Origin of the sequence: Bacillus thuringiensis, from assembly GCF_001595725.1 — a bacterium.
In the GTDB taxonomy this organism is placed as follows: domain Bacteria; phylum Bacillota; class Bacilli; order Bacillales; family Bacillaceae_G; genus Bacillus_A; species Bacillus_A thuringiensis_K.
The window spans coordinates 1,082,817-1,108,110 of sequence record NZ_CP014282.1; the positions used below are offsets into that span (position 1 = coordinate 1,082,817).

Genomic DNA, 25,294 nt, shown 5'->3' on the forward strand with positions numbered 1-25,294 from the left:
AGGTTTTCTTTCGCAAAAAATTAAGAATCAAATGATATGATAAAAGTAACATAGGGGAGGAGATGAGTGTGAATCCGTTTCAAGTGATGCGAGCTAGATATTTTTTAATTGTATTTGCACTATTAATTTTAATAGCGAGAAGTAGTGGCGATTTGCTAACAAGTATATTTCATATACAAAATTCTTCTTTTATAAATACCCTTATATTCTATATCCTTCCGATGGTATGGATTTTTTATGAGTATAGAAAGCATCACATTTCATTTTCATTGTTTATTAATAAAAATGAAACATTTAACTTGGTGCAAGTTTTATACATTACGGTTATGTTATGCATGTTTAGTTACGGGTATCTTATTTTGTATATGTATAGTTTTGCATGGATTACACCGGACTTTATTATGAATGCCCTGCATGAACCGATTGTAGATAGTACTGGGGGATATGTATCTCAAGTCATTAGGGTCGTATTCATCGCACCAGTTATTGGGGAATTTGTTTTTCGCGGATTTTTACTTCAACGTTTTGCCACAAAATGGGGAACGAGCATAGCGACCATCGTTGTAGCAATATTGTTTGCGTTGTTACATGTTGATTTCCTCGGTGCAGCCATATTCAGCATCGTATTGTCGATTGTATATATTCGTACGAAAAGTTTACTCATGCCAATTGCAATACATATGTTAAACAATGCATTTGTAATAGGTGCGTCTTTTCTAATAAGTAGAGAAAAAATTATGAGTTTTGCCGATTTCTCAAATTATACGACATTCTTTCCTGGACTTATTATTTTTATAACAGGATTAAACTTAGTACTTATCTTTTTATTTGTTAATCGCAAGTATTGGAGTAAAGAAGTGCCAGTTATATATGCAGAGCAGGAAAAGAGCTTTTCAGATGTAGTCGGGAGTAAATAAGATGAAGAAGACGGTTGAAAAAATATTAAAAGATATTATAGATGCTACGTCTATCACAGATATGTGTGATAAAAGCTTTTGTCATTGGCTTCAACCTGTAGTAGATACGATTGTGTTTCCAGAGTATTACTTATTTTCTAGTACTCATTTAAAAGAAAATATTATTTCTCTTCTTATTGTGTTCGGGGTTTTACTAATATTTGGTCTAATTGTAGAAGAAATGATGAAGCGCATCTTCAGAAAGAATGAAGAGAAGTATATGTGGATTCATAAAGTATTCGAGAAAGTAATGGTGGCTTTCCTTTTGTTTTATGGTATAAAAACAATCATTTACTTTGTAGCTTTGAAACATCATTAATTCGAAATTTGAAAGGGATGTATAAAATCATATGAATGAAACGATATCATCAAATAAGTTTTTTTATTTGATTTTGCTTAGTCTAGTGTTAATAACGACAGTGAATGTTATTTTGCGCTGGGAGGAAGCTTACTTTTTCATGTATTTAGCGCTCCATTTGTTGGGGATTTTATGTATAAGTGGTGGAGTCGTTACTGAAAAAAAGAGTGAAGAAAGCGTTAACTATATGTGTGTGATCGGTCTTGTTTTACTTTTAGCTGTACAGGGTATTATGAAATATAGTTCTTTCTCTTTACAAGATTTTAGTTTATTAATAGATGTACTTCCTTAAAGAGGCTCTTTATGTTATCTAAACAGTAAGTAGGATACGTGTTGGTTTGTAAGTGTGATCCTTATTACGGATTGTGAACCGAAGAAAGTGTTTAAAGATAGGTAAAACTCTTCTTATGTAGAAGAGTTTTTTTATGTAAATAAAAAGATCCAGAGCAATTCACATAATAAGCTTGTTCTAATTTAGCGTGTACGAACTTACAATAATAATAGACAGGCAGCATAGAGGAGGGAATAGCGTGAGGAAGGTTATCGGTTGGTCGCTTTTTTTGTACGTTGGATTTGCGTTACTTATATATTGGTATTTATTTGGATGGAATCATGAACTTATTCCGGACATGTATAAAGGAACGAGTGCAGATCCAGAAACGTTTATGAGTGCTAGAGAGCTTACGCTAAGCCAAGATTATTCGCGCGTGAAAAATTTACTATACTTTTTAGCGACGCCTCTTGAATGGATTATTTTATTATTTGTACTTGTGCTAGGTATTTCAAGAAAGTTTGAGAAATGGTCGAAGGAAACGACTAAAATAAGTGTTTTGCAAGTTGCGATTTATTTCTTTTATTTATCATTATTGACAACAGTGCTTGCCTTACCGATGCAATGGATTGGCCGGAAAGTGTCCGTTGATTACGGCATTTCAACACAAAGTACACAAAGCTGGATAAAAGATCATGTTATCGGTTTTTGGGAAAGTTATGCGACTATGTTAATCGTAGTTACCGTTCTATTATGGCTTATCCGTAAATTTCCGAAGAGATGGTGGCTAGCAGGATGGGCGCTCTCTGTTCCATTTACAATCTTTTTAACATTCATACAGCCTGTCGTTATTGATCCACTGTATAACGACTTCTCGACGCTGAAAAATAAAGAATTAGAAACGAAAATTTTAGCGATAGCAGACAAAGCGGACATTCCTGCTAAACACGTATATGAAGTAAATATGTCAGAAAAAACGAATGCATTAAATGCTTACGTAACAGGAATTGGCCCTAACGCCCGTATTGTAATGTGGGATACAACACTTAAGCAGTTAAAAGATAAAGAGATTTTATTTATAATGGCCCATGAAATGGGGCATTATGTTATGAAACATATATATTTTGGCGTTGCAAGTTATGTGTTGCTATCGTTTATAGGTATGTTTTTAATTAGTCGTATTATAAATATGTGTATTCGCAAATGGGGAGATACATTGCAAATTTCAAAAGTGGCATGTTTCTCCATTTTACCTTTATTTTTCTTAATTTCTTCTATACTCTCTTTTGCAGCACAACCAGCAACAAACTACGTTTCACGTATAGAAGAAAGAGCCGCAGATCAATATGCTTTAAATATGACGAAGGACGGGAAATCTGGTGTGAAAACTTTTCAATATTTATCAAAAACAAGTTTAAGCCAAGTAAATCCGCCTGCGTTAGTGAAATTTTTCTTATACACGCACCCACCAATTTTTGAAAGAATTCATACGTTTGAACAATATGAGAAACAAAGCAAAAAGGAGTAGCATGATAGCTACTTCTTTTTTTATAGAGATATAAGTTTCATATTGGGAATATTTATCATTGCTTTTTATTGTGATTTTGTAAATAATAAGCTATAAAATTCTAAAAATCTATATATAAAGGAATAAAGGTGAAAAAATGTATTTTTTACAAAATTTAAAAGTGAAATATAAATTATTGTCGCTTATTTCATTAGCAGTTTTAGGTATGGTAATTATAGGCAGTGTAGCAATTAGTTCTATTAATAAGATTAAGCATGATACAGAGGTTGTAGTAGATGATTATCAATATTCTGCAATTTTATTAGAAGGAATGCTTCGCACACAAAATTCACTAGAATATAATTTATTAGAATTAATTACGGCATCACAAAATGAAGTAGCAAATAAAGAGGGAATAATTGATAATATTGAAAAGGATCTTAAAAAATATGATTCTTTATTAAAAGAATATGATGATGGTTTTAATTTAAGTAAGCAAGAGGATGAACTGTTTCAGAAGATGAAGAAATCTTTACCAAGTTATAAAGATACATATAAAAAAATATTTGAAAAGGCGAAGGCAACAAACGAGCCACAAATGGTACATGAATTTCAGAAGGAATTAAAACCGAAGGGAATAGAGTTAGCTGGTTATGCAGTGGATCTAGAATCGTATGTTTCAAACTTAGCTGATCAAGTGTTTAAAGATTCTCAAAAAATGATTGATCGATCCGTTATTACCTTTATCATTCTTGTAGTAGTTACTACAATCGTTATATGTATAGTAAGTTATATTATTAGCAAGCTTATAGTTGCTCCTTTACAAACGGTTAGTCGTATGATGGAAAGAGCGAAAGAAGGAGATTTAACCGTACATGGTGATTATACTGCTAAGGATGAATTAGGTGTATTAGTAAGTAATTTTAACGAGATGATTGCAGGGCTAAGAACAAATATGCAAGAAGTAGAGAATAATATTCAGCTTTTATTCCAACATGCAGACGGAGTAGTATCTGCATCAGAAGTATCTAGTAGTGCAGCGAAGAAAATCACTATGGATATTGAAGAAGTTGCAAATGGTGCAGAAAGTCAAATGCAAGCAATGGAACAAACTGCGGGTGCGATGGAAGAGTTGACACAAGGAATGCAGAGTATAGTCAATACATCATCCTCTGTAAATGAATTATCTGCTCAATCAGCATTAGATGCAGAGAATGGTAACAAATTAATGAAACAAATGATTCAACAGATGGATACAATCCAAAATTCGGTACATAGCGGTGTGAAACAAGTAGAGACTATGAAAGAACAATCAGAAGAAATTGTTAAAATCATTGATGTGATGCAAGGTATTACCTCCCAGATTAACTTATTAGCATTAAACGCTGCAATTGAGGCTGCACGTGCTGGTGAAAGTGGTAGAGGATTTGCAATTGTGGCAGATGAAGTGAGGAAATTAGCAGAACAATCTAGTGATTCTGCAAAACAAATTGAGAATCTTATTACTCAAGTTATGGGAACAACGAACCATACGGTACATATGATGGGGAAAGTAGATAATGAGGTACAGGCAGGCACACAAGTAGTAATGCATACAGAAAAAGTATTTGGAACAATTACAGAAAAAGTACAGCAAGTATCTGAGCAAATTCAAACGGTATCTATGTCAACAGATGAAATTGCAGCGAGTAGTGAGGAAATCTCGGCTTCTGCAGAAGACATGGCTCAAATTTCCCAAAGATCATCTGACCGAACTGATAGGGTAAAAGAGTCTATTCAACAGCAAGAAAAATCTGTTCAAGAGATTTCGGTTTCAATTGAACATATGCATAACGCAGCAGGAAAACTAAAACAAATAGTTGCCCAATTTACTCTTCAAAAGTAGTAGCATATTTGAGTGTTAATAAAGATAAAAAAATCATCCTCTTTTAAGAAAAAAGGATGATTTTTTTATCCCGTTATTTGCTGGGCAGTAAGACCCCCACCTCAAAATTCAGCGAAAAATGCTACCCTTGAAATATAAACTATCAATATAGTAGCCTCCATTAGGTATCTCCTTTAGGTGCCAATAAAGGGAAGTTATAAAGTGAAAAGGAGTTTATAAAGAAATTGTAGAATGTTTTAGTATATAACACCTTAGATGTAACAACTTCCTTTTTGAAAAAGAAAGAAGGAGGCATAAAGCAGAAAGGTAGTGGAAATATTTCTTCTAGAAGATTTGCATTTTATCTTACATTCACCAAAAAATAGTACTCCTGAAACAATGAAGTTCATTTTATTTGAATGAAATAGGGAGAGAGGATAATGAAGAAAAAAATATTGGGTGTAATGATGATTGCGACAATGGCAGGAGGTATATTTGCAGGGACGAATGTGATGCCTGTAAAAGCGGAAGAGTATCCACAAATGATTGTGTTTGAAGATGTTCCATACGGATTTTGGGCATATGATGCTATTATGGATTTAGCGTATCATAAAATTATATTAGGGTATGGAAACGGGAAGTATGGTGTTGGCGATCTTATAACACGTGAACAAGTAGCTGGGACTATTTACAGAACACTTGAGATAAAAGAAGAAGGGCCAGTAGCGAATCCATATAAAGATGTTTCTGATAGTACAACCACTTTTAAAAAGGAAATTTTAGCGTTAACAAAACGTGAGGTTTTTACAGGGGATGGCCAAGGGGATTTTAGGCCGAAAGCACCAATCTCTAGAGCGGAAATGGCTGTCATTTTAAAACGAGCATTTAATTTTGAAACGAAACAAAAACATACATTTAAAGATATTCCAAAAGGTCACTGGGCAGAAGATGCAATTAGTGCGTTACAATCTAATAATGTTGTGAGAGGAACTGGGAATGGCATGTATGAATTAAATCGCCCTGTACCTAGAGAACAATATGCTCAGTTTATTAATAATGCGATTATTAATTATCATTTGAAAGAGGATTGGAAGTAGAGTGAACTATGAAAGCACAAATAGAAATAGTTGTGCTTTTTTGTTTGTTTAAAAAGAATTATTATTCGTATTTATGTATTTTTATGGTTATACACAAGCTTTATAATCAACCCGATGAAAAAGACATGATGTGTAATATGATTCACAAAACCGTCACGAAATGTGTCGAAAAATATATTGTCTCTATACCATTTATTCTGTATATTTTTAAAAAAACATATGCATATTGGGGAGATAATTGGATGAGCAAAAAATTATTAAAAACAGCTACAGCATTAACAATTATGGGTGGGGTGTTATTCTCAGCAGAGAGTGATAGTGTAAAAGCGGAAAGTGCACCGTTGCAAAAAACAAATACAATTGTATTTCAAGATGTACCAAAAGGACATTGGGCATATGAGGCAATTCATGAATTAGCGGAGCAAGAAATCATTTTGGGATATGGTGATGGAATATTCGGTTTTGGGGATAATGTAACACGTGAGCAAGTTGCAGCTTTAATTTACCGTGTGTTTGATATGGAAGAACAAGATGAATATGAAAACCCATATGGAGATATCGATGAAAATTCAACAAGCTTTATCGAGGAGATATTGGCTTTAACGGAAATCGGAATTTTCCAGGGAGACGAGAATGGAAACTTTAGACCGAAGGCAACGTTATCGCGTGCGGAAATGGCACAAGTTCTTACGAATGCTTTTGACTTACAGGCAAAAGGATCTCATAACTTTAATGATGTTTCAGCAAATTCATGGGCAACGAATGCAATTAGTGCAGTACAAACAAATGGTATTACAATGGGAATCGGAGAAGGTAAATTCGGTCCGTCTATGAAGGTAACGAGAGAACAATACGCACAGTTTTTACATAGAGCAATATTGCATGATATGGAACAAGGGCAGTAATAAAGTTTAACTAGTCAAAGTGAAATTTAAAAATAATACAAAAAGGTCGTTGTTGTATAACAGCGGCCTTTTTTTTATAAAATAAAGCGCGAAAGAATGACGTTTTGAAAAAAAGTGAAATGAATTTTCAAAAAAAACTTCCTTTTCTGAAGATTTGTTATATAATATAAAACATGAAATCAAATCTGTTATAAAACAGTTTAAGAAGGGGATGCTAATATGTCGACGCAAACTTCACGGGTTACACTCGTTGGAGAAATGTTACCAGCGTACAACGAAATATTGACACCTGAGGTGCTTAGTTTTTTGAAGGAACTACATGAGAATTTTAATGAGCGCCGCATAGAACTTTTACAAAAACGTGTAGAAAAACAAAAGAGAATTGATGCAGGGGAGTTTCCGAAGTTTCTAGAAGAAACAAAACACATACGTGAAGCGGATTGGACAATTGCCAAGCTGCCAAAAGACTTAGAGGATCGTCGCGTAGAGATTACTGGACCGGTAGATAGAAAGATGGTCATTAACGCTTTAAATTCAGGAGCGCATCTTTTTATGGCGGATTTTGAAGATTCGAATGCACCAACTTGGGAAAACGCAGTTGAAGGTCAAATCAATTTACGAGATGCAGTAAAGGGAACGATTTCACATGAAAATGATAAAGGGAAAGAATATAGATTAAATGAGAAAACAGCTGTACTCATTGTACGTCCAAGAGGATGGCATTTAGAGGAAAAGCATATGCAAGTTGATGGGAAAAATATGTCGGGTAGTTTAGTAGATTTCGGCTTGTACTTTTTCCATAATGCGAAAGCTCTTTTAGCGAAAGGGAGCGGCCCATACTTTTACTTACCGAAAATGGAAAGTTATTTAGAAGCGAGATTATGGAATGATGTATTCGTATTTGCTCAAAAATATATCGGCATTCCAAATGGAACGATTAAAGCAACTGTGTTACTGGAAACGATTCATGCTTCGTTTGAAATGGATGAAATTTTGTATGAGCTAAAAGATCATTCTGCTGGCTTAAACTGCGGAAGATGGGATTATATTTTTAGCTTTTTAAAGAGTTTCCGTAATCATAATAAATTCTTACTACCAGATAGAGCACAAGTCACGATGACGGCGCCATTTATGCGTTCGTATTCTTTGAAAGTAATTCAAACATGTCACCGCCGTAATGCACCAGCAATTGGAGGAATGGCGGCACAAATTCCGATTAAAAATAATCCAGAAGCAAATGAAGCAGCTTTTGAAAAAGTGCGTGCTGATAAGGAACGCGAAGCTTTAGACGGTCATGACGGGACTTGGGTTGCCCACCCTGGACTTGTACCGGTTGCAATGGAAGTGTTTAATCACATTATGAAAACACCAAATCAAATTTTTAGAAAACGTGAAGAAATATGTGTAACAGAAAACGATTTACTAGAGGTACCGGTGGGAACGATTACAGAAGAGGGCCTTCGCATGAATATTAGCGTAGGTATTCAATATATTGCATCTTGGTTAAGCGGACGGGGAGCAGCACCCATTTATAACTTAATGGAAGATGCGGCAACAGCTGAAATTTCAAGAGCACAAGTATGGCAATGGATTCGTCATGAAGGTGGAAAACTAAATGATGGTCGTAATATTACGCTTGAATTAATGGAAGAATTAAAAGAAGAAGAATTAGCAAAAATAGAAAGAGAGATTGGTAAGGAAGCCTTTAAGAAAGGGAGATTCCAAGAGGCGACAACGTTGTTTACAAATCTCGTTCGAAATGATGAATTCGTACCATTTTTAACATTACCGGGTTATGAAATTTTATAAAAAATGAAAAGGGGATGGAACAAATGAAAAACGAAAGAATCGAGAAGTTACAAGAAAGCTGGGAATTAGATGAGCGTTGGAAAGGGATCACACGTCCATATTCGGCAGAAGATGTAATTCGCCTGCGCGGGTCAATTGATATTGAACATACGTTAGCGCGTCGTGGTGCTGAGAAGCTTTGGACATCGCTTCATACAGAAGACTATATTAACGCACTTGGCGCATTAACAGGAAACCAAGCGATGCAACAAGTAAAAGCTGGGTTAAAAGCGATTTACTTAAGTGGTTGGCAAGTAGCAGCTGATGCAAACCTTTCTGGGCATATGTATCCAGACCAAAGTTTATATCCAGCGAACAGCGTACCTGCTGTAGTAAAACGAATTAATCAAACGCTTCAACGTGCGGATCAAATTCAGCATATGGAAGGAAGCGATGATACAGACTATTTCGTACCGATTGTAGCAGATGCAGAAGCTGGATTTGGTGGGCAATTAAATGTATTCGAACTGATGAAAGGTATGATTGAAGCAGGTGCATCAGGTGTGCATTTTGAAGATCAATTATCTTCAGAGAAAAAATGTGGCCATTTAGGCGGAAAAGTACTACTACCAACGCAAACAGCAGTACGCAATTTAATTTCTGCACGCCTTGCAGCAGATGTAATGGGAGTGCCGACAATTATCGTTGCAAGAACAGATGCGGATGCAGCTGATTTAATTACGAGCGATATTGATCCTGTTGATAAAGCATTTATTACAGGAGAAAGAACACCAGAAGGGTTTTACCGTACGAATGCAGGTCTTGATCAAGCAATTGCGCGCGGTTTAGCGTATGCACCGTACGCAGACCTCGTTTGGTGTGAAACGTCAGAACCAAATTTAGAAGATGCAAAACGATTTGCGGACGCAATTCATAAGGAGCATCCAGGGAAGCTACTTGCATATAACTGCTCACCTTCATTCAACTGGAAACAAAAACTAGATGAAAAAACAATTGCAAGCTTCCAAAAGGAAATCGCATCTTACGGTTACAAGTTCCAATTCGTAACACTTGCTGGATTCCATTCATTAAATTACGGTATGTTTGAACTAGCACGTGGCTATAAAGAGCGCGGCATGGCAGCATACTCTGAACTACAACAAGCAGAATTCGCAGCTGAAAAACATGGCTACTCTGCAACACGTCATCAACGCGAAGTAGGAACAGGTTACTTTGATGAAGTGGCACAAGTGATTACAGGCGGAACTTCATCAACGACAGCGTTAAAAGGATCTACGGAAGAAGCACAGTTTACGAAATAAAAGGAAGGGGCACCTTTTTGAAAGGTGCCCCTTGTTATTTTCTAAACGATTCGAAAAGAGAGATTGAGTTGTCGGCAAAAAACGATACTAACTTTTCTTTATTACTAAATCAACTCCACTCAGCCCTATGATCACGAATAAACTTCATATCTTTCTCATAATGCTCTAGATGTCCTTCATCAATCATTCTTTGGAAATTCAAGTCGCCTTCTTGCGCTTTTCGTTTCATATATGTACATAACCCTTCTAATCGAAGCAACACCATTCCTAAGTAATCTTCATCCATATTTTTATCATAGGACTGAACGAACAAATTCACTCTCTCTTTAATACGATCTGCATGTTGCGATGAGTCATAATGAACGGCTTCACCAGATTCTGTATAATACACTCTACTTAAAGGCACACAAGTATAGAGTGTATAAGCGATATCCCATAGTCTTGGACCAGGAGCAGCAACATCGAAATCAATAATCCCTACTGGCTTCTCATTATTAAAAATAATGTTATATATGGAAAAATCATTGTGACATAAAACCTCAATGTTATTTGGAGTGTGATCCATCGGTTTCCAATCATCTAATAACGGAAAATCACTTACGGCATCATGGTAAAGGCGGAGCATCTTTGCGATTTCTTTTAATACATCATTAGATCGCATATATTCTTTTAAAGGATAATTGCCAGCTTCTCCTTCAATAAAGGATAAAATCTCTCTATCTTTTTCATCTACACCTAAAAACTTTGGAGCATAATGAAATCCTTTGTTTTCTAAGTGTTGCAATAGCTTATGAATCTTTTCACTGCCTAGCTTTAACTCTCGCCGAACAGTATTTTCAGAACGATATACGTTTGAGACGTTTCCCCCTGTTAGTCTTTCTTCTTTAGCGTAGTTTGACATGTGAAAATTCCCCCCTGTGATTAAAAAATCCAATTCCAAATAGTGAATAGACCAACAATGGCAGAAAAGAGAAGGGAAGCAAGCAATGCTAGACAGCCAAAAGGAACTAGCTTATCTTGCCATGTTTCTTTATACTCATAAACTAAATTCTCTACTACTTCTTTCTGCACTGAAGATAAGGGCTTATCTTTATCCAAACCCTTTATATGGATAGAATCGCCTTTAAACTTTAAAGCACGTGCAATATGATGAGGACTATTTCCCATTGATTTTTCAAATAATAAACATGATTCATGCATAATATCTGTTTTATGCTCTTCTAGATACCAGTAACGTCCAGCCATTTCCGGATATTGTAATTTATAATAAATATCTCCGAGTTGTTTTCGAAGATGTAATTCATTTGGGTATGTAAAGATGAGGCCATGCAATCTATCTCTTGCTTTTCCAAGATTATTATTTTCAATATCCTCTTCAATTCTTTTTAATGTTTTTTTAGGAATTTTATTGGTCATAAACTCCTCCTTATTTAGAATAGAGATAATTATATTTTATAAGAAATACTAAAAATTAGAAATTCTATTTTCGAAAAAGATTGTACATTTTATTTTAATGTGCTATGATAATGTCAGTTGAATAGTTAAATTAAGCAATCCATATGTTATCAAGTGCTGAAAACGAACGAGAAAAAGTATGTGAGAACTAGTTTATGTTTCGTATTTGATAATGTGTGGATTCTTTTTTTAGACAGGAAGACTAAAAAATTTTAAATTTGTATTTTCTTAGGAGGAAATAATTATGGCAGTAACAGGACAAGTAAAATGGTTTAACAACGAAAAAGGCTTCGGTTTCATCGAAGTTCCAGGTGGAAACGACGTATTCGTACATTTCTCTGCAATCGAAACTGACGGTTTCAAATCTCTAGAAGAAGGTCAAAAAGTTAGCTTCGAAATCGAAGACGGTAACCGTGGACCTCAAGCTAAAAACGTAATCAAACTATAATTTTATAGTTGATGATGGAAAAAAGGATGGCTAATGCCATCCTTTTTTTAGGTTGTGGAGAAAATTTTTCCAGAGCCTGTTTTTATATGTAACTCTCTTTTTTTATGTTAAAACTGGTAAAAAATTATCGGGAATGCGTATTAGTTTCTGTAGAAGAGTTAGTTCAGCAAGAGCATTTGCTGCGTATGATAGTAAATAACTATAAATTTGTTTTCTCTGTTGAAATGGGGAAATCTTTTCTAGATAGACCTTGAGTAACATCTTTTTTGTTAGCATTGTTGTTGGAATTTTGTACGTTTTGAGATGATGTTTCTAACAGTTGTTCTTGTTCCTTACTAGGGGTATTCAGAGCATCTGAGGGGATGCTATTAACCTGCAGGCTTAATAGATCTTCTTTATCCATAAGTATACAGCTCCTTTTGGGAATTCGATAAAAAGTAATGTAATTATAACTAGCTACTTATATATTGTGTTTTTGAATGAAATTATATACAAAACTTATATTACAAAGTTAACTAATTAACGAATTGTTAGTGATGGATAAAGATGTACAAATTTTAATTTTTTAACAAAAATTAAAAGCGGGTAACAAGTACAAATACTCTTTCTCATGTTTTATATAAGGAGCATATTACAAATCAAAAAAGATGTAGAGAACCTTGGAAGAAAATATAGTTGTTTTTTTTTAAGGGTTAAGAAGAATAAATAAAATGATACTACAAATGTAAAAAGGCATTCCATAAAGGAAGGCCTTTTATTGTTCTTGCCCTGATTTTTTCTTCTCACGTTTTTTACATTCTGTACATTTTGATTTACGAAACGGTTTGGCAAAGAATAGCAGAATGAAAAATAAACCGAATATAATACTAGCTGAGTTTTTCACGATAATGATGCTACTATTTTTCATTTGAATCGATGGTTGGATTTCTTTTTCTTCCATAGTGGCCCTCTATATATTGGATTTACATTTTAATTATAGCAAAGTTAATTGTTTTAATGATGTGAAAATAGGAAGGGATAATAAATATTTATAGGTAGTATAAATGTTGTTTTTATAACTTTAAAATTAAAAAATCACTATATTGTGATTTTATTATTTAACAAATGTTTGATAAATGATAAAAAACTGTAAAAAAGCGGAGCTTGTAAGCTATTTCCTTTTCATAGATGCTAAAATTATATATGCAGCTGCTAATATAAATGGAAAAAAGGAGATAATGGAGTATGGAAAGTAAAGTGGAACGCTATGTCGAAAATTATGTTGTAACGAAAAATACGATGGCCTTACTTCCTGTTATTCTAAGTGAAAAGAAAATTGTTACGCGAGTCGTTGAAATGAATGATTCTTTTTTCGTATTTCAAAAACCTCTAGATATTATAGAAAGAAGTTGCCGCAAGCATGGCTCTAGTTTCTTAGGCAGAAAAGAAGGAACGAAAGAGTTAACTCATATTACACATAAAGCACCGATTGCGATTAGTCCAGCAGATCAACTTTATTTTTTCCCTACCTATTCTTACTCTAGAAAAGAGTGCGCTTGGTTGTCTCATTTTTATATTGAAAGTAACAAAGAATTAAAAGATGGAAATCTTATTATTAGATTTATAAATGGTTTTGCTGTGAAATTAGAAATATCAAAAACTAGTTTTGAAAATCAACAAAATCGTACAGCGAAATTACGTACTGAATATGAAGATCGTAGGAAAAAACAAGGGAGCCCTTGTTTTAAAGAGGTTGATAAAAAAGAGGAATCAACATTAAGACCCGCTTATGAGAGTGTGTATTTTGTGAAGGAAGGCGAAGTGTGAAAGGATGGGGGGAATCCCCATTCTTTTTTTGTTTATCCCGCTATTTGTGGGCAGTAAGACCCCCACCTCAAAATTCAGCGAAAGCAAAGAAGTTAAGCGGGGGATCAACAAAATCCCCACTGATTAAAGTTTCACTTTATCAGTCTTTGTAGATAAGGCGATATATTAGAGAAACCGAGTTGTAATTAATATATCTAGAAAATCACCAGTGTAATTTCATTTGCCGATAAAAAATCGAAAAACAATCTAAATAACAAAACGAACGACACGTCCTGTCGAATATTGATAGATTATCATAGCTAAATAATGAAGGAATTCTTATGAAAGATATGGAAACTTTAATAAATACATCTCCATATGTCGTATCTACCATTTCCTCTTTCATATAAGCAATGATACAGTAGGGATAGTATTTAGAGTAAAGGGGTAAAGTGTAGAATGGATTTTCAGACAATCAAAGAGTATTTTTCACCAGAAAATATGGATCATATTGTTGAGAGTTATAAAGCGTTCGGACCACTTCTTGGTATTGGTTTACCGATGATAGAGGCGTTGATTCCAGCATTACCGCTTATTGTATTTGTACTGGCAAATGCTGTTGCATTTGGCTTTTGGCTCGGTTTTCTTTATTCATGGCTTGGATCAGTAATGGGTGCATTACTTGTCTTTTTCATCATCCGCCATTTTGGTCGCAGTCGTTTCTTTTCGTTTGTAAATAAGCATGAGAGAGTACGAAAAGCAATGGGATGGATTGAAAGAAAAGGATTTGCACCGATTTTTGTTATATTTTGTTTTCCGTTTACACCGTCAGCATTAATAAATGTTGTCGCTGGTTTATCCCGAATTAGTGTAAAACAGTTTGGGCTAGCGTTAGCATTCGGAAAACTTGTGATGATTTTTATTTTAACGTATATCGGTCATGATTTAATGTCATTTATTCATAATCCAGTGAAATCAGTCATTGTAGCGATTGGTATTTTTATTTTATGGTATGTCGGTAAGAAAATCGAAGTAAAGTTAGAACTGCATTAAGAATAGTCTTCTTTATAAAGGAAAGCTTCAGTATTAAAGGATAAGGGGAGAAGCAGATGAAGAAAACTTTGAAAAAAGAAGGCATAGAGTGGATACGAACAATTTTAATTGGTGTATTATTAGCTGTATTTTTTCGAACGTTTTTCTTTTCGACGTACGTTGTAGAGGGGAAGTCAATGATGCCCACATTGCAAGATGGCAATATGCTAGTTGTAAATAAGGTAAGTTATCAAGTTGGGGACTTGAACAGATTTGACGTTGTGGTGTTTCATGCGAATAAAAAAGAGGACTATGTAAAGCGGATTATCGGTTTACCTGGAGATCATATTGAATATAAGCATGATAAATTATATATAAACGGACAATTCGTGGATGAACCTTATTTAGAGAAATATAAGAAGGAGATAAATGGACGACAACTAACAGGTGACTTTACGCTAGAAGAGTTAACTAAGGAAAAAACGGTGCCACCTGGATGTATTTTTGTAGTAGGTGATAACCGCCTCGGGAGCTGGGATAGTAGACACTTTGGATTTGTAAAAGCTGATACAGTTGTCGGTAAAGTTGATTTACGATATTGGCCAATTCAAGAGGTGCAAACGAATTTTTCAAAAGGTTGATATAATAGATAGAAGTATAAAAAAAGGCAAACTACTCCGTTTGTCTTTTTTCATGTCCTATAATACAATTATAGTAGCAAACTAACGTTCGTTATGTAAGTGAAAGGTGGGGTTACATGTCACTTCGATTTGTGATTGGTAGAGCGGGAAGTGGAAAAAGTACACTTTGTTTACACGAAGTGCAAGAAGAGTTAAAACAGCGCCCGAGAGGGGAAACAATATTATATCTTGTGCCAGAACAGATGACATTTCAGACGCAGCAGGCGTTAATTGGAAGTGAGGATGTAAGAGGTTCTATTCGGGCACAAGTTTTTAGTTTTTCACGATTAGCGTGGAAGGTACTACAAGAAGTTGGCGGAGCGAGTCGTCTTCATATTGATGAAGCGGGTGTACATATGTTACTTCGTAAAATTGTAGAGTCTCGTAAAGATGGGTTATCGGTGTTCCAAAAAGCAGCGGAGCAAAACGGTTTCTTTGAACATCTGGGCAGTATGATTGCAGAGTTTAAACGTTACAATGTAACGCCATCTAACGTATATGAAATGTGGCAACAATTAGATGCGCATAGTAGCAGTGCCGAGCAAAAGCTATTAGCGAATAAAGTGTATGATTTACAACTACTATATGATGATTTTGAACGTGCTTTAATCGGAAAATATTTAGATTCAGAAGACTACTTGCAATTGCTAGTGGAAAAGCTTCCGCAGTCTGAATATGTAAATGGTGCGGAAATTTATATAGATGGATTTCATTCATTCTCCCCGCAAGAGTTAGAGATTGTAAGACAGCTTATGATTTGCGGAGCGAGAGTTACGATCACGTTAACGATAGATGAAAAAACGTTAGCGCAGCCAGTAAATGAACTCGATTTATTTTATGAAACGACGGTAACGTATGAAAAAATAAAACAAGTAGCGCGTGAAGAAAAAATAGAAATTGAAAAAACAATTCCACTTATGGAACAGCCGCGTTTTCATTCTCCAGCATTAGCGCATTTAGAAGCTCATTATGAAGCGCGTCCGAATGAAAAATTTAACGATGAAGCGAGTGTAACGATTAGTACAGCTGCGAATTTACGAGCGGAGGTAGAAGGTGTTGCTCGTGAAATTCGTAAACTTGTTGCGGATGAAAAATATCGTTACCGAGATATTGCAGTACTTCTTCGTAATGGGGAAAGTTATTACGATGTGATGCGAACGTTATTTACAGATTACAATATCCCGCACTTCATCGATGAAAAGCGCCCGATGTCACACCATCCATTAGTAGAATGTATTCGTTCTGCACTCGAGATTATTAGTGGGAATTGGCGTTATGATGCGGTGTTCCGCTGCGTGAAAACAGAGCTTTTATATCCATTAGACGTAAGAAAAGAAACGATGCGTGAAGAAATGGATGAATTTGAAAATTACTGTTTAGCGTACGGTGTACAAGGAAAGAGATGGACTTCAGAGGATCCATGGATGTATCGCCGTTATCGTTCTCTTGATGATACGAACGGGATGATCACAGACAGTGAACGTGAAATGGAAGAGAAAATAAATAGGCTACGTGACGTTGTAAGAACACCTGTTATTCGCATGCAAAAAAGGTTAAAGCGTGCAGGAACAGTTATGCAAATGTGTGATGCAGTTTACTTATTTTTAGAAGAGCTGGATGTTCCAAAGAAACTAGAAGAATTACGTATACGTGCAGAAGAAAGTGGAGATTTCTTATTTGCGACAGATCATGAACAAGTATGGGAAGAGGTAATGAGCCTTCTTGATACGTTTGTAGAGATGCTTGGTGATGAGAAAATGTCTCTTTCTATGTTTACGGACGTTATGTCGACAGGTCTTGAGGCACTTCAATTTGCTAATATTCCGCCTTCATTAGACCAAGTATTAATTGCTAATATTGATCACTCCAGGTTATCTGACGTGAAAGCAACGTTTATTATAGGTGTAAATGAGGGGGTTATTCCAGCAGCACCTATGGATGAAGGTATGCTTTCTGATGAGGAAAGAGAAGTTCTTGGTGCGGCAGGAATTGAATTAGCGCCAACGACGAGACAAACTTTGTTAGAAGAACAGTTCGTTATGTATCAAATGGTAACGAGAGCATCTGAGAAGTTATACATTTCATGCCCGCTTGCAGATGAAGAAGGAAAGACGTTACTTGCGTCTAGCTTTATTAAGAAAATAAAAAGAATGTTCCCTAATGTGAAAGATTCATTTATTACGAATGACGTAAATGATTTATCACGTTCAGAACAAATTTCATACGTAGCAACGCCAGAAGTAACGTTATCTTACGTTATGCAGCAACTACAAACGTGGAAGCGATACGGATTTGAAGGGAATTTAGACTTTTGGTGGGACGTATACAACTTCTACGTAACTTCAGATGAATGGAAACAAAAAAGTAGCCGCGTCTTATCAAGTTTATTCTATCGAAATCGTGCGAAGAAACTAAGTACAGCAGTAAGTAGAGATTTATATGGAGATATAATTAAAGGAAGCGTCTCTCGTATGGAACTATTTAACCGTTGTGCATACGCTCATTTTGCGCAGCACGGTTTATCGCTTAGAGAGCGTGATATTTTCAAGCTTGATGCGCCAGATATCGGCGAATTATTCCATGCGGCATTAAAGAAAATTGCGGACAAGTTATTGCGTGAAAACCGTACTTGGGCGGATTTATCCATAAAAGAGTGTGAGCATCTTTCTGTTTTAGTAATAGAAGAAATCGCACCGTTATTACAACGACAAATTTTATTAAGTTCAAACCGTCATTTCTATTTAAAACAAAAACTACAACAAATCATTTTCCGTACGTCAATCATTCTTCGTGAACATGCGAAGTCGAGCGGATTCGTACCAGTTGATTTAGAAGTGCCGTTCGGTATGGGCGGTACAGGATCACTTCCGCCGATGGAATTCTCACTACCAAATGGTGTGAAGATGGAAGTAGTCGGCCGTATTGACCGTGTTGATAAGGCAGAAGATGAAAACGGGACGTTCTTACGTATTATTGATTATAAATCAAGTTCAAAAGCGTTAGATTTAACGGAAGTGTATTACGGATTAGCACTTCAAATGTTAACGTATTTAGATGTTGTTACTTCGAATGCACAGACCTGGATGAAAAAAGGTCACACAGCATCACCAGCTGGTGTATTGTATTTTCATATTCATAACCCAATCGTTGAGATGAAAGGTGACGCATCTGAAGCTGAAATTGAAAAAGAAATTTTAAAGAAATTTAAAATGAAAGGACTCGTATTAGGAGATGCTGACGTTGTTCGTTTAATGGATAACAAACTTTCAACAGGAAGTTCAGATATTATTTCTGCTGGCCTGAAAAAAGACGGTAGCTTTAGTGCGCGTTCAAGTATTGCAAGTGAGCAAGAGTTTAACGTACTGCAAAAATATGTACACCATACGTTTGAAAATATCGGAAAAGATATTACAGAAGGTGTTATCGATATTGCTCCTTATAAAATGGGAAATAAAGCAGCATGTACGTTCTGTAACTTCAAATCTGTTTGTCAATTTGATGAGTCACTTGAAGATAATCAGTTCCGATCGTTAAAAGATATGAAAGATAGCGAAGCGATGGAGAAAATAAGAGAGGAGGTTGGCGGAGAATGATAGAAAATTGGCCTAAAAAACCAGAAGGTAGTCAATGGACAGATGACCAGTGGAAAGCTGTTGTAGCGAACGGACGTGATATTTTAGTTGCGGCTGCAGCTGGATCAGGTAAAACAGCAGTATTAGTTGAACGTATTATTAAAAAGATTATTAATGAAGAGAATCCAGTCGATGTCGACCGCCTGCTCGTTGTAACATTTACGAATGCAGCGGCGCAAGAGATGAAAAACAGAATTGGGGAAGCGTTAGAAAAAGTATTAATTGATGAGCCAGGCTCTCAGCACATTAGAAAGCAGCTGAGCTTATTAAATAAAGCTTCTATTTCGACGATTCATTCCTTTTGTTTACAAGTAATTAGAGGATACTATTACATGCTTGATGTGGATCCTCGTTTCCGTATTGCGAATCAAACAGAAAATGAATTGTTAAAAGAAGAAGTGCTAGATGACATATTAGAAGAAGAGTACGGAATCGAAGATAATACAATCTTCTTTGAACTTGTTGATCGTTATACGAGTGACCGTAGTGATGATGACTTACAACGTATGATTTTAGCGCTTCATACAGAGTCAAAAGCGCATCCAAATCCGGAAAAATGGCTCGATAAATTAGTAGAAGCATATGACGTAGAAGGAAAGACAATTGAAGATTTAGTGTACGCTTCTTACTTATTAGAAGATGTGAAATTCCAGCTTGAAACAGCGGAACAGCATATTCGTAAAGCGACGGAGCTCGCAATGCTTCCTGACGGTCCAGCGCCTCGCGTTGAAACGTTGCAAGCAGATGCAGCTTTACTTGGAACGCTATCATCAGCTGCTCGTGAATCGTGGACAAGTTTGTATGAAGCGATGCAAAACGTATCGTGGCAAACGTTAAAGCGCATTAAGAAAAGTGATTATAACGAGGATATTGTAAAACAAGTAGACTCTCTTCGTAATAAAGCGAAAGATGAAGTGAAGAAATTACAAGAAGAGCTATTTAGCCGCAAACCTGAAAGTTTCTTACGAGATTTTCAAGATATGCACCCAGTATTAGAAAAGCTCGTTCAACTTGTAAAAGTATTTACAGAGCGTTTCCAAGCGATGAAGCGAGATAAAGGAATGGTCGATTTCACAGATTTAGAGCATTTCTGTTTACAAATTTTAAGTGAACCAAGTGAAAATGGTGAAATGAATCCGTCAGCAGTGGCGCTCCAATATCGTAATAAATTTGCTGAAGTATTAGTCGATGAATATCAAGATACGAATTTTGTACAGGAATCCATTATTAAATTCGTAACGAAAGATTCTGAGAGTGCAGGGAACTTGTTCATGGTTGGTGACGTAAAGCAGTCGATTTATCGTTTCCGACTAGCCGAACCAGGACTATTCCTAGGAAAATATAAACGCTTCACACAAGAAGGATTGGGTGGCGGAATGAAGATTGACTTAGCGAAAAACTTCCGTAGTCGTCATGAAGTACTAGCAGGTACGAATTTTATTTTCAAACAAATTATGGGCGAAGAAGTTGGGGAAATTGACTACGATGTTGACGCTGAACTAAAGCTAGGTGCTACCTATCCAGAAGGTGAAGATGTAGCGGCTGAACTACTATGCATTCAGCAAACAGAAGAAGAAGTAATAGACGGTGAAGAAGGTTCGGAAGTAGAAAAGGCACAGCTTGAAGCTCGCCTTATGGCGCAGCGCATTAAAGCGATGGTCGATTCAGGTTATGAAGTATATGATCGTAAAACGGATAGTATGCGCCCTGTACAATACCGCGACTTCGTTATTTTACTTCGCTCCATGCCGTGGGCCCCGCAAATTATGGAAGAGTTAAAATTACAAGGAATTCCAGTATATGCTGACCTCGCGACTGGTTACTTTGAAGCGACGGAAGTAAATATTATGATGAACGTATTCCGCGTTATTGATAATCCGATGCAAGATATCCCGCTTGCAGCTGTACTTCGTTCCCCGATCGTTGGATTAAACGATGAAGAACTTGCAATGCTTCGTGCTCATGGAAAGAAAGGCTCGTTTTATGAAGTAATGAGCTCATTCTTAAAAGGGGCACCGCTTGAAGAGGAGCAAGAACTTCATGATAAATTAGAGTGGTTTTATAACTTACTACAAGGATGGCGTGAATTTGCACGTCAACAATCACTTTCTGATTTAATTTGGAAAGTGTACGGTGAGACAGGTTATTACGACTTCGTTGGCGGTTTACCAGCTGGAAAGCAAAGGCAGGCAAACTTACGCGTACTATATGACCGCGCAAGACAATATGAAGCAACATCATTTAGAGGATTATTCCGCTTCTTACGTTTTATTGAACGTATTTTAGAACGCGGTGATGATATGGGGACGGCGAGGGCCCTCGGTGAACAAGAAGACGTTGTTCGCATTATGACGATTCATAAAAGTAAAGGGCTAGAGTTCCCAGTTGTATTTGTAGCTGGACTCGGTCGTCGTTTTAATACACAAGACTTAATGAAACGTTTCTTATTGCATAAAGATTTCGGTTTCGGTTCGCAATTTATCGATCCGCGCAAACGAATTAAATATACAACATTATCACAGCTTGCGATTAAGCGTAAAATGAAAATGGAATTAATTGCGGAAGAAATGCGCGTACTATACGTAGCATTGACGCGTGCGAAAGAGAAGTTAATTTTAATTGGAACAGTTAAGGATGCAAATAAGGAAATGGAAAAATGGCTTGATGCGAGGGAGCATAGTGAATGGTTATTACCAGATCATATACGTGCCGGAGCGTCTTGTTATTTAGACTGGATTGCACCTTCATTATATAGACACCGTGATAGTGAAATACTTCTTGAATTAGGACAAGGAAGTATTCCAGATGAAATTTACGGGTATGACACTAGCTGGAAAGTAGAAGTTGTGGACGGTAATACGCTACTTGCACCAGAGCCAGTTCAAGAAGAGAAACAAGAATTGTTAGAAGCGCTTCGTGAGAAAAAGGCTGTTCCCCTGCAAAGTGAACGGAAAGAAGAAGTGTACGACAGATTAATGTGGAAGTACGGATATGAGGATGCGACATCTCATCGCGCGAAGCAATCTGTTACAGAAATAAAGAGAAATTATCAATCTGAAGAAGGTAGCGATAACGCCTTTATTAAAAAACTACGTGCACCAATTAAAACACGCCCGCGCTTTATGGAGAAAAAAGGGTTAACGTACGCAGAGCGCGGAACAGCAGTCCATGCCGTTATGCAGCATGTTGATTTGAAGAAGCCGATTACGGTTGAAGTTCTTCAAGAGCAAATTGCTGGAATGGTAAATAAGGAATTATTAACATTCGAGCAGGCGGAAGAAATAGCCATTGAAAAAGTAATTTCATTCTTCGACAGTGACTTAGGTAAAAGGGTATTAGCGGCGAAAAGTGTTGAGCGTGAAGTACCATTTACGATGATGCTTGCAGCAGAAGAAGCATATCAAGATTGGCAAGGGAAGAGTGAAGAAACGATTCTTGTCCAAGGGGTTATCGACTGCATGATTGAAGAGGAAGACGGCATTACGTTAATCGACTTCAAAACAGATACGATTGAAGGAAAATTCCCAGGCGGATTTGAACAAGCAAAACCAATTTTAGAAGATCGATATAAAGTACAGCTTTCGTTATATGCAAAAGCACTGGAGAAAAGCTTACAACATCCTGTGAAAGAGAAATGCTTATACTTCTTTGATGGCAATCATATTGTAAAAATTGAAGAATAGAGGGACTTGAAAATGGCAACGGAAAAAACGTTAAGAACGTGTGAAAAAGGACATGAATACTACAAAAGTAGCGACTGTCCAACTTGCCCAACTTGCGAGAAAGAAAAGAAGCCGAAAACAGGATTTCTTTCACTTCTTTCATCACCAGCACGAAATGCGCTGCAACATCACGGAATTCAAACGATAGAAGAACTCTCAAAATATAGTGAAAAAGAAATTTTAAAAATGCATGGTATGGGACCAGCGTCTTTGCCGAAGCTTAGGAGGGCTTTGGAGGAGAGTGGGTTATCATTTAAATAAAATGAAATAGTGCTTCTTCACTACTTACTTGTTTATACCACTATTTGTGGACAGTAAAGCTCTTGCTTATTAAAATTTCATTTTAATAATTTTGAATTAGATAAAAGAAAAAAGTAGGAGAATATCTCCTACTTTTTTTACGCTGTTCCAATCTGATCTTGATCTGCCACATCAGAATCAAACGTATTTGTTGCACTAACACCGTTAAACGTATTCACGACAAACCCAACATTAGAAGCTCCAGATCCGTTATAGGCTTTCGTGTTTTCTTTCGGAGATACGTTATAAAAATCTCCTAAGTTGAAAGAGCCGTTACTGTTTTGCACGACGAGATTTCCTACAACCGAAGGCATACCATCCACCTACTTTACTAAGCTTTTTAATTACTATATGAATTATTGTGCGGAAGGTTCATCCGTAATATATTGGCGAATTTGCATAATACGAGAGTTATTAAAAGCATAATCAACATTCCCAATTTGAAAGCAACCAGAATTTAAAAGTGTCCGCAATTCAACGTTATTCACTTCAATAAAAGGACATTCATTTACAATATTTAATTTTACATCTGTCGTTCGTTTTGGAATTGTAATGTGTTCATCTATAAAGATTTCAAAAGCATCAAAGCGACCTTCTCCCCGTATATAACAAGGAATTTCACGGTGGACGGCAATAGCTCTACTTTTTAATTCCATTTGGTTTGCATCTCCAACTTGAAATACGGCAGTAATCCCTAAAGAAATAATAGAAACATTTTGGACAATGGACACATGATGCAACATAATTTCTCAGTCTCCTTAACCTGGAGTAGGAGCGACATCTGTTACTAATGGTACAAATGGACCCTCTGTAACTGTTTCAAATGGTGTATCGAGAATAGAAGATAGAATGAGGAGATTTGCATCTCCAATTAAAAAGAGTGCGGACGACGATACACCGTTCATTTTAATCTGTCCGACTTTTAACTCACGGTTTACAACGTTAAGGTTCATACATAATTACTCCTTTCGGAAATTTCCTGGTATGTGCTGAATAAAGGAGAGAAAGGCTTTGTCAATATCTTGTTTCATTGCCTGAATAATGATATCTCGTAAATAATCTGGATCTGTTGAAATACCTTCATATGATTGCGCTTGTGATAAATAATAAGGGAGTCGATGCTCCATCTGTTTTTTTATGTCATCCACCATCATTTGTCGATACATTTCATCAAGCGGTGTTCTCTCTTCTTGTTCAAAATGGAGAATACGATTATATGCTTCTTCATCTAAGTATCGATGCATTTCTTGGAGGATACCTTGATAAAAGTCTGGGTTTGTTTCGGTTTCAGGGTTTACCTTTAATGTTTCTGTATCCACTTGAAAATCTTCAATTTGTTGTCCTTTTGCTGAAAATGGGTTTAAACCAATATTTAAAGTACCATTTAAATTTTCGACTTTTAATTGATCGAATTTGTATTCCACTTTTCCTACAGAAGAGGAGGGGCGATTTTTTAATTCGTTAAGCTCTTCTTGGAGTTGGCGCACTTGATCTTCTAAATTCAAGATGGCTGCTTGTTGTGTTTGAAGAGCTTGTTGAAGTTGGTGTAAGTAAGTATATATATCTTGATTCATTTGTGAAACCTCCTTTTCAATAGGGAGGGTAAAAATATTCCTACTATATATTTATGACAAGGATGTCTTAAGAAGAACTAGTTGATGGTTTGATAGAAATAATTTGTCCTTTCGCCTGTAATGGGCGAAGCGGCTCCGTAAATCCGCCCGTATTTGAAAATTTAGATAGGGCTTTAATACTTCCGGCAGTACCAATTTGGAACACAGAAGAGGTTGTAATGCTATCAATTTTAATACTGTTGATGACGATACTTTGGTTTACATAAAAGTTCAATATAATCGCCCCCTTTAAGTTGAACCAATTATCGCTTGATCGACGACATCTGAATCGTTGACAGTCGTTGCACTTTGATAATTGTAGACAGAAACGTTATCTCCAACGTTAAAAGAGCCGGCCCCGGCGAAAGCACGTGAGTAACTAATAGGCCTAATCGCAAATACATCTCCAATATGAAAAATACCACTTGATCCAATATTGACGATACGAATATGTCCGACCATAGCTGGCATACAAAACACCCTTCGTTTTTAAAATTTTCTTTTCTACTATTGTATGGGCGTTTCCAATAAAATGTGTATTTTTTTGAAATAAAAGAAA

26 protein-coding genes and 1 pseudogene are annotated in these 25,294 nt (G+C 36.1%); 17 read left to right on the forward strand and 10 right to left on the reverse strand.

The window, feature by feature from the left end; translation table 11 throughout:
- Nucleotides 1–68: 68 nt before the first annotated feature.
- The 10 genes and pseudogenes from AXW78_RS05450 to aceA all read left to right on the forward strand — a co-directional run bounded on the left by AXW78_RS05450 (nucleotide 69) and on the right by aceA (nucleotide 10,068).
- Nucleotides 69–917: a CPBP family intramembrane glutamic endopeptidase gene (locus tag AXW78_RS05450; protein ID WP_001067990.1), complete on the forward strand. Its 849-nt coding sequence runs from the start codon at nucleotides 69–71 to the stop codon at nucleotides 915–917.
- A gap of 1 nt (nucleotide 918) precedes the next feature.
- Nucleotides 919–1,275 carry a hypothetical protein gene (locus tag AXW78_RS05455; RefSeq protein WP_061883881.1) on the forward strand — a complete coding sequence of 119 codons (357 nt, stop codon included), beginning with the start codon at nucleotides 919–921 and terminating at the stop codon, nucleotides 1,273–1,275.
- A gap of 31 nt (nucleotides 1,276–1,306) precedes the next feature.
- The gene (locus AXW78_RS05460; RefSeq protein WP_002163887.1) at nucleotides 1,307–1,606 is read left to right on the forward strand and encodes a DUF2101 family protein; all 300 of its coding nucleotides are present in this window, start codon (nucleotides 1,307–1,309) and stop codon (nucleotides 1,604–1,606) included.
- A 238-nt stretch (nucleotides 1,607–1,844) separates the two neighbouring features.
- Nucleotides 1,845–3,113 carry a M48 family metallopeptidase gene (locus tag AXW78_RS05465; RefSeq protein ID WP_001233314.1) on the forward strand — a complete coding sequence of 423 codons (1,269 nt, stop codon included), beginning with the start codon at nucleotides 1,845–1,847 and terminating at the stop codon, nucleotides 3,111–3,113.
- 136 nt (nucleotides 3,114–3,249) lie between these two features.
- Nucleotides 3,250–4,029 (forward strand): annotated as a pseudogene (locus tag AXW78_RS35655) (MCP four helix bundle domain-containing protein); the annotation flags it as partial.
- Between the two features lie 156 nt (nucleotides 4,030–4,185).
- Nucleotides 4,186–4,977, forward strand: coding sequence for a methyl-accepting chemotaxis protein (locus tag AXW78_RS35660; RefSeq protein WP_406940645.1), 792 nt, complete (start codon nucleotides 4,186–4,188; stop codon nucleotides 4,975–4,977).
- A gap of 419 nt (nucleotides 4,978–5,396) precedes the next feature.
- On the forward strand, nucleotides 5,397–6,053 hold the full coding sequence (locus tag AXW78_RS05475; RefSeq protein WP_061883883.1) for an S-layer homology domain-containing protein: 657 nt from the start codon (nucleotides 5,397–5,399) through the stop codon (nucleotides 6,051–6,053).
- 137 nt (nucleotides 6,054–6,190) lie between these two features.
- Nucleotides 6,191–6,958: an S-layer homology domain-containing protein gene (locus AXW78_RS05480; RefSeq protein WP_116777462.1), complete on the forward strand. Its 768-nt coding sequence runs from the start codon at nucleotides 6,191–6,193 to the stop codon at nucleotides 6,956–6,958.
- 219 nt (nucleotides 6,959–7,177) lie between these two features.
- Nucleotides 7,178–8,767 carry a malate synthase A gene (gene aceB / locus AXW78_RS05485; RefSeq protein WP_000107337.1) on the forward strand — a complete coding sequence of 530 codons (1,590 nt, stop codon included), beginning with the start codon at nucleotides 7,178–7,180 and terminating at the stop codon, nucleotides 8,765–8,767.
- Nucleotides 8,768–8,790: 23 nt separating this feature from the next.
- Nucleotides 8,791–10,068: an isocitrate lyase gene (gene aceA / locus AXW78_RS05490; RefSeq protein ID WP_000787346.1), complete on the forward strand. Its 1,278-nt coding sequence runs from the start codon at nucleotides 8,791–8,793 to the stop codon at nucleotides 10,066–10,068.
- 109 nt (nucleotides 10,069–10,177) lie between these two features.
- Here the strand turns inward: aceA and AXW78_RS05495 are convergent, their stop codons facing one another.
- Both AXW78_RS05495 and AXW78_RS05500 read right to left on the reverse strand, forming a co-directional pair.
- Nucleotides 10,178–10,969 (reverse strand): phosphotransferase, encoded by a 792-nt coding sequence (locus tag AXW78_RS05495; protein ID WP_061883884.1) that lies wholly within the window; start codon nucleotides 10,967–10,969, stop codon nucleotides 10,178–10,180.
- Between the two features lie 20 nt (nucleotides 10,970–10,989).
- Entirely contained in the window at nucleotides 10,990–11,484 is a 495-nt protein-coding gene (locus tag AXW78_RS05500) for a DUF6584 family protein (RefSeq protein WP_000182384.1), read from the reverse strand.
- 283 nt (nucleotides 11,485–11,767) lie between these two features.
- Here AXW78_RS05500 and cspA point away from each other — a divergent pair, with 283 nt between their 5' ends.
- Nucleotides 11,768–11,971 carry an RNA chaperone/antiterminator CspA gene (gene cspA, locus AXW78_RS05505; RefSeq protein WP_000301523.1) on the forward strand — a complete coding sequence of 68 codons (204 nt, stop codon included), beginning with the start codon at nucleotides 11,768–11,770 and terminating at the stop codon, nucleotides 11,969–11,971.
- 199 nt (nucleotides 11,972–12,170) lie between these two features.
- Here the strand turns inward: cspA and AXW78_RS05510 are convergent, their stop codons facing one another.
- Nucleotides 12,171–12,374: a hypothetical protein gene (locus tag AXW78_RS05510; RefSeq protein ID WP_061883885.1), complete on the reverse strand. Its 204-nt coding sequence runs from the start codon at nucleotides 12,372–12,374 to the stop codon at nucleotides 12,171–12,173.
- 351 nt (nucleotides 12,375–12,725) lie between these two features.
- On the reverse strand, nucleotides 12,726–12,911 hold the full coding sequence (locus AXW78_RS05515) for a hypothetical protein (RefSeq protein ID WP_000391367.1): 186 nt from the start codon (nucleotides 12,909–12,911) through the stop codon (nucleotides 12,726–12,728).
- Between the two features lie 284 nt (nucleotides 12,912–13,195).
- On the opposite strand from AXW78_RS05515, the gene AXW78_RS05520 reads away from it, so the two are divergent.
- The 6 genes from AXW78_RS05520 (at nucleotide 13,196) to AXW78_RS05545 (ending at nucleotide 23,083) form a co-directional block, all read left to right on the forward strand.
- Entirely contained in the window at nucleotides 13,196–13,777 is a 582-nt protein-coding gene (locus tag AXW78_RS05520; RefSeq protein WP_000444444.1) for a competence protein ComK, read from the forward strand.
- Between the two features lie 438 nt (nucleotides 13,778–14,215).
- Entirely contained in the window at nucleotides 14,216–14,809 is a 594-nt protein-coding gene (locus AXW78_RS05525; RefSeq protein ID WP_000347517.1) for a TVP38/TMEM64 family protein, read from the forward strand.
- Between the two features lie 56 nt (nucleotides 14,810–14,865).
- The gene (lepB, locus tag AXW78_RS05530; RefSeq protein WP_000751899.1) at nucleotides 14,866–15,429 is read left to right on the forward strand and encodes a signal peptidase I; all 564 of its coding nucleotides are present in this window, start codon (nucleotides 14,866–14,868) and stop codon (nucleotides 15,427–15,429) included.
- A 116-nt stretch (nucleotides 15,430–15,545) separates the two neighbouring features.
- Nucleotides 15,546–19,061 carry a helicase-exonuclease AddAB subunit AddB gene (gene addB / locus AXW78_RS05535; protein WP_061883886.1) on the forward strand — a complete coding sequence of 1,172 codons (3,516 nt, stop codon included), beginning with the start codon at nucleotides 15,546–15,548 and terminating at the stop codon, nucleotides 19,059–19,061.
- Nucleotides 19,058–22,783: a helicase-exonuclease AddAB subunit AddA gene (gene addA, locus AXW78_RS05540; protein ID WP_061883887.1), complete on the forward strand. Its 3,726-nt coding sequence runs from the start codon at nucleotides 19,058–19,060 to the stop codon at nucleotides 22,781–22,783. Before addB ends, addA begins: the two co-directional genes overlap by 4 nt.
- A gap of 12 nt (nucleotides 22,784–22,795) precedes the next feature.
- A complete protein-coding gene (locus AXW78_RS05545; RefSeq protein ID WP_000179952.1) occupies nucleotides 22,796–23,083 on the forward strand; it encodes an RNA polymerase alpha subunit C-terminal domain-containing protein in 288 nt (95 codons plus the stop codon).
- 137 nt (nucleotides 23,084–23,220) lie between these two features.
- On the opposite strand, the gene gerPF is transcribed toward AXW78_RS05545, so the two are convergent.
- From gerPF to gerPA, 6 genes are all read right to left on the reverse strand, one after another.
- On the reverse strand, nucleotides 23,221–23,436 hold the full coding sequence (gene gerPF / locus AXW78_RS05550; RefSeq protein ID WP_001141566.1) for a spore germination protein GerPF: 216 nt from the start codon (nucleotides 23,434–23,436) through the stop codon (nucleotides 23,221–23,223).
- A 42-nt stretch (nucleotides 23,437–23,478) separates the two neighbouring features.
- Nucleotides 23,479–23,865 carry a spore germination protein GerPE gene (locus AXW78_RS05555; protein WP_061883888.1) on the reverse strand — a complete coding sequence of 129 codons (387 nt, stop codon included), beginning with the start codon at nucleotides 23,863–23,865 and terminating at the stop codon, nucleotides 23,479–23,481.
- 15 nt (nucleotides 23,866–23,880) lie between these two features.
- The gene (gene gerPD / locus AXW78_RS05560) at nucleotides 23,881–24,075 is read right to left on the reverse strand and encodes a spore germination protein GerPD (RefSeq protein ID WP_001052806.1); all 195 of its coding nucleotides are present in this window, start codon (nucleotides 24,073–24,075) and stop codon (nucleotides 23,881–23,883) included.
- 6 nt (nucleotides 24,076–24,081) lie between these two features.
- Nucleotides 24,082–24,696, reverse strand: a complete 615-nt coding sequence (gene gerPC, locus AXW78_RS05565; protein ID WP_001070760.1) for a spore germination protein GerPC — start codon at nucleotides 24,694–24,696, stop codon at nucleotides 24,082–24,084.
- Nucleotides 24,697–24,763: 67 nt separating this feature from the next.
- Entirely contained in the window at nucleotides 24,764–24,970 is a 207-nt protein-coding gene (gene gerPB / locus AXW78_RS05570; protein WP_001012516.1) for a spore germination protein GerPB, read from the reverse strand.
- 14 nt (nucleotides 24,971–24,984) lie between these two features.
- Nucleotides 24,985–25,206: a spore germination protein GerPA gene (gene gerPA / locus AXW78_RS05575; protein ID WP_001111188.1), complete on the reverse strand. Its 222-nt coding sequence runs from the start codon at nucleotides 25,204–25,206 to the stop codon at nucleotides 24,985–24,987.
- Nucleotides 25,207–25,294: the final 88 nt, after the last annotated feature.

What these genes read in the sequence shown, in the direction of transcription:
- AXW78_RS05545 (WP_000179952.1), top strand. Translation starts at nt 22,796, where the DNA reads ATGGCAACGGAAAAAACGTTAAGAACGTGTGAAAAAGGACATGAATAC.
- AXW78_RS05455 (WP_061883881.1), top strand. Translation starts at nt 919, where the DNA reads ATGAAGAAGACGGTTGAAAAAATATTAAAAGATATTATAGATGCTACG.
- AXW78_RS05475 (WP_061883883.1), top strand. Translation starts at nt 5,397, where the DNA reads ATGAAGAAAAAAATATTGGGTGTAATGATGATTGCGACAATGGCAGGA.
- addB (WP_061883886.1), top strand. Translation starts at nt 15,546, where the DNA reads ATGTCACTTCGATTTGTGATTGGTAGAGCGGGAAGTGGAAAAAGTACA.
- AXW78_RS35660 (WP_406940645.1), top strand. Translation starts at nt 4,186, where the DNA reads ATGCAAGCAATGGAACAAACTGCGGGTGCGATGGAAGAGTTGACACAA.
- gerPC (WP_001070760.1), bottom strand. Translation starts at nt 24,696, where the DNA reads ATGAATCAAGATATATATACTTACTTACACCAACTTCAACAAGCTCTT.
- lepB (WP_000751899.1), top strand. Translation starts at nt 14,866, where the DNA reads ATGAAGAAAACTTTGAAAAAAGAAGGCATAGAGTGGATACGAACAATT.
- aceA (WP_000787346.1), top strand. Translation starts at nt 8,791, where the DNA reads ATGAAAAACGAAAGAATCGAGAAGTTACAAGAAAGCTGGGAATTAGAT.
- gerPD (WP_001052806.1), bottom strand. Translation starts at nt 24,075, where the DNA reads ATGAACCTTAACGTTGTAAACCGTGAGTTAAAAGTCGGACAGATTAAA.
- cspA (WP_000301523.1), top strand. Translation starts at nt 11,768, where the DNA reads ATGGCAGTAACAGGACAAGTAAAATGGTTTAACAACGAAAAAGGCTTC.
- aceB (WP_000107337.1), top strand. Translation starts at nt 7,178, where the DNA reads ATGTCGACGCAAACTTCACGGGTTACACTCGTTGGAGAAATGTTACCA.
- addA (WP_061883887.1), top strand. Translation starts at nt 19,058, where the DNA reads ATGATAGAAAATTGGCCTAAAAAACCAGAAGGTAGTCAATGGACAGAT.
- AXW78_RS05460 (WP_002163887.1), top strand. Translation starts at nt 1,307, where the DNA reads ATGAATGAAACGATATCATCAAATAAGTTTTTTTATTTGATTTTGCTT.
- AXW78_RS05480 (WP_116777462.1), top strand. Translation starts at nt 6,191, where the DNA reads ATGATTCACAAAACCGTCACGAAATGTGTCGAAAAATATATTGTCTCT.
- AXW78_RS05520 (WP_000444444.1), top strand. Translation starts at nt 13,196, where the DNA reads ATGGAAAGTAAAGTGGAACGCTATGTCGAAAATTATGTTGTAACGAAA.
- AXW78_RS05525 (WP_000347517.1), top strand. Translation starts at nt 14,216, where the DNA reads ATGGATTTTCAGACAATCAAAGAGTATTTTTCACCAGAAAATATGGAT.
- AXW78_RS05510 (WP_061883885.1), bottom strand. Translation starts at nt 12,374, where the DNA reads ATGGATAAAGAAGATCTATTAAGCCTGCAGGTTAATAGCATCCCCTCA.
- AXW78_RS05495 (WP_061883884.1), bottom strand. Translation starts at nt 10,969, where the DNA reads ATGTCAAACTACGCTAAAGAAGAAAGACTAACAGGGGGAAACGTCTCA.
- gerPA (WP_001111188.1), bottom strand. Translation starts at nt 25,206, where the DNA reads ATGCCAGCTATGGTCGGACATATTCGTATCGTCAATATTGGATCAAGT.
- AXW78_RS05555 (WP_061883888.1), bottom strand. Translation starts at nt 23,865, where the DNA reads ATGTTGCATCATGTGTCCATTGTCCAAAATGTTTCTATTATTTCTTTA.
- AXW78_RS05500 (WP_000182384.1), bottom strand. Translation starts at nt 11,484, where the DNA reads ATGACCAATAAAATTCCTAAAAAAACATTAAAAAGAATTGAAGAGGAT.
- gerPF (WP_001141566.1), bottom strand. Translation starts at nt 23,436, where the DNA reads ATGCCTTCGGTTGTAGGAAATCTCGTCGTGCAAAACAGTAACGGCTCT.
- AXW78_RS05515 (WP_000391367.1), bottom strand. Translation starts at nt 12,911, where the DNA reads ATGGAAGAAAAAGAAATCCAACCATCGATTCAAATGAAAAATAGTAGC.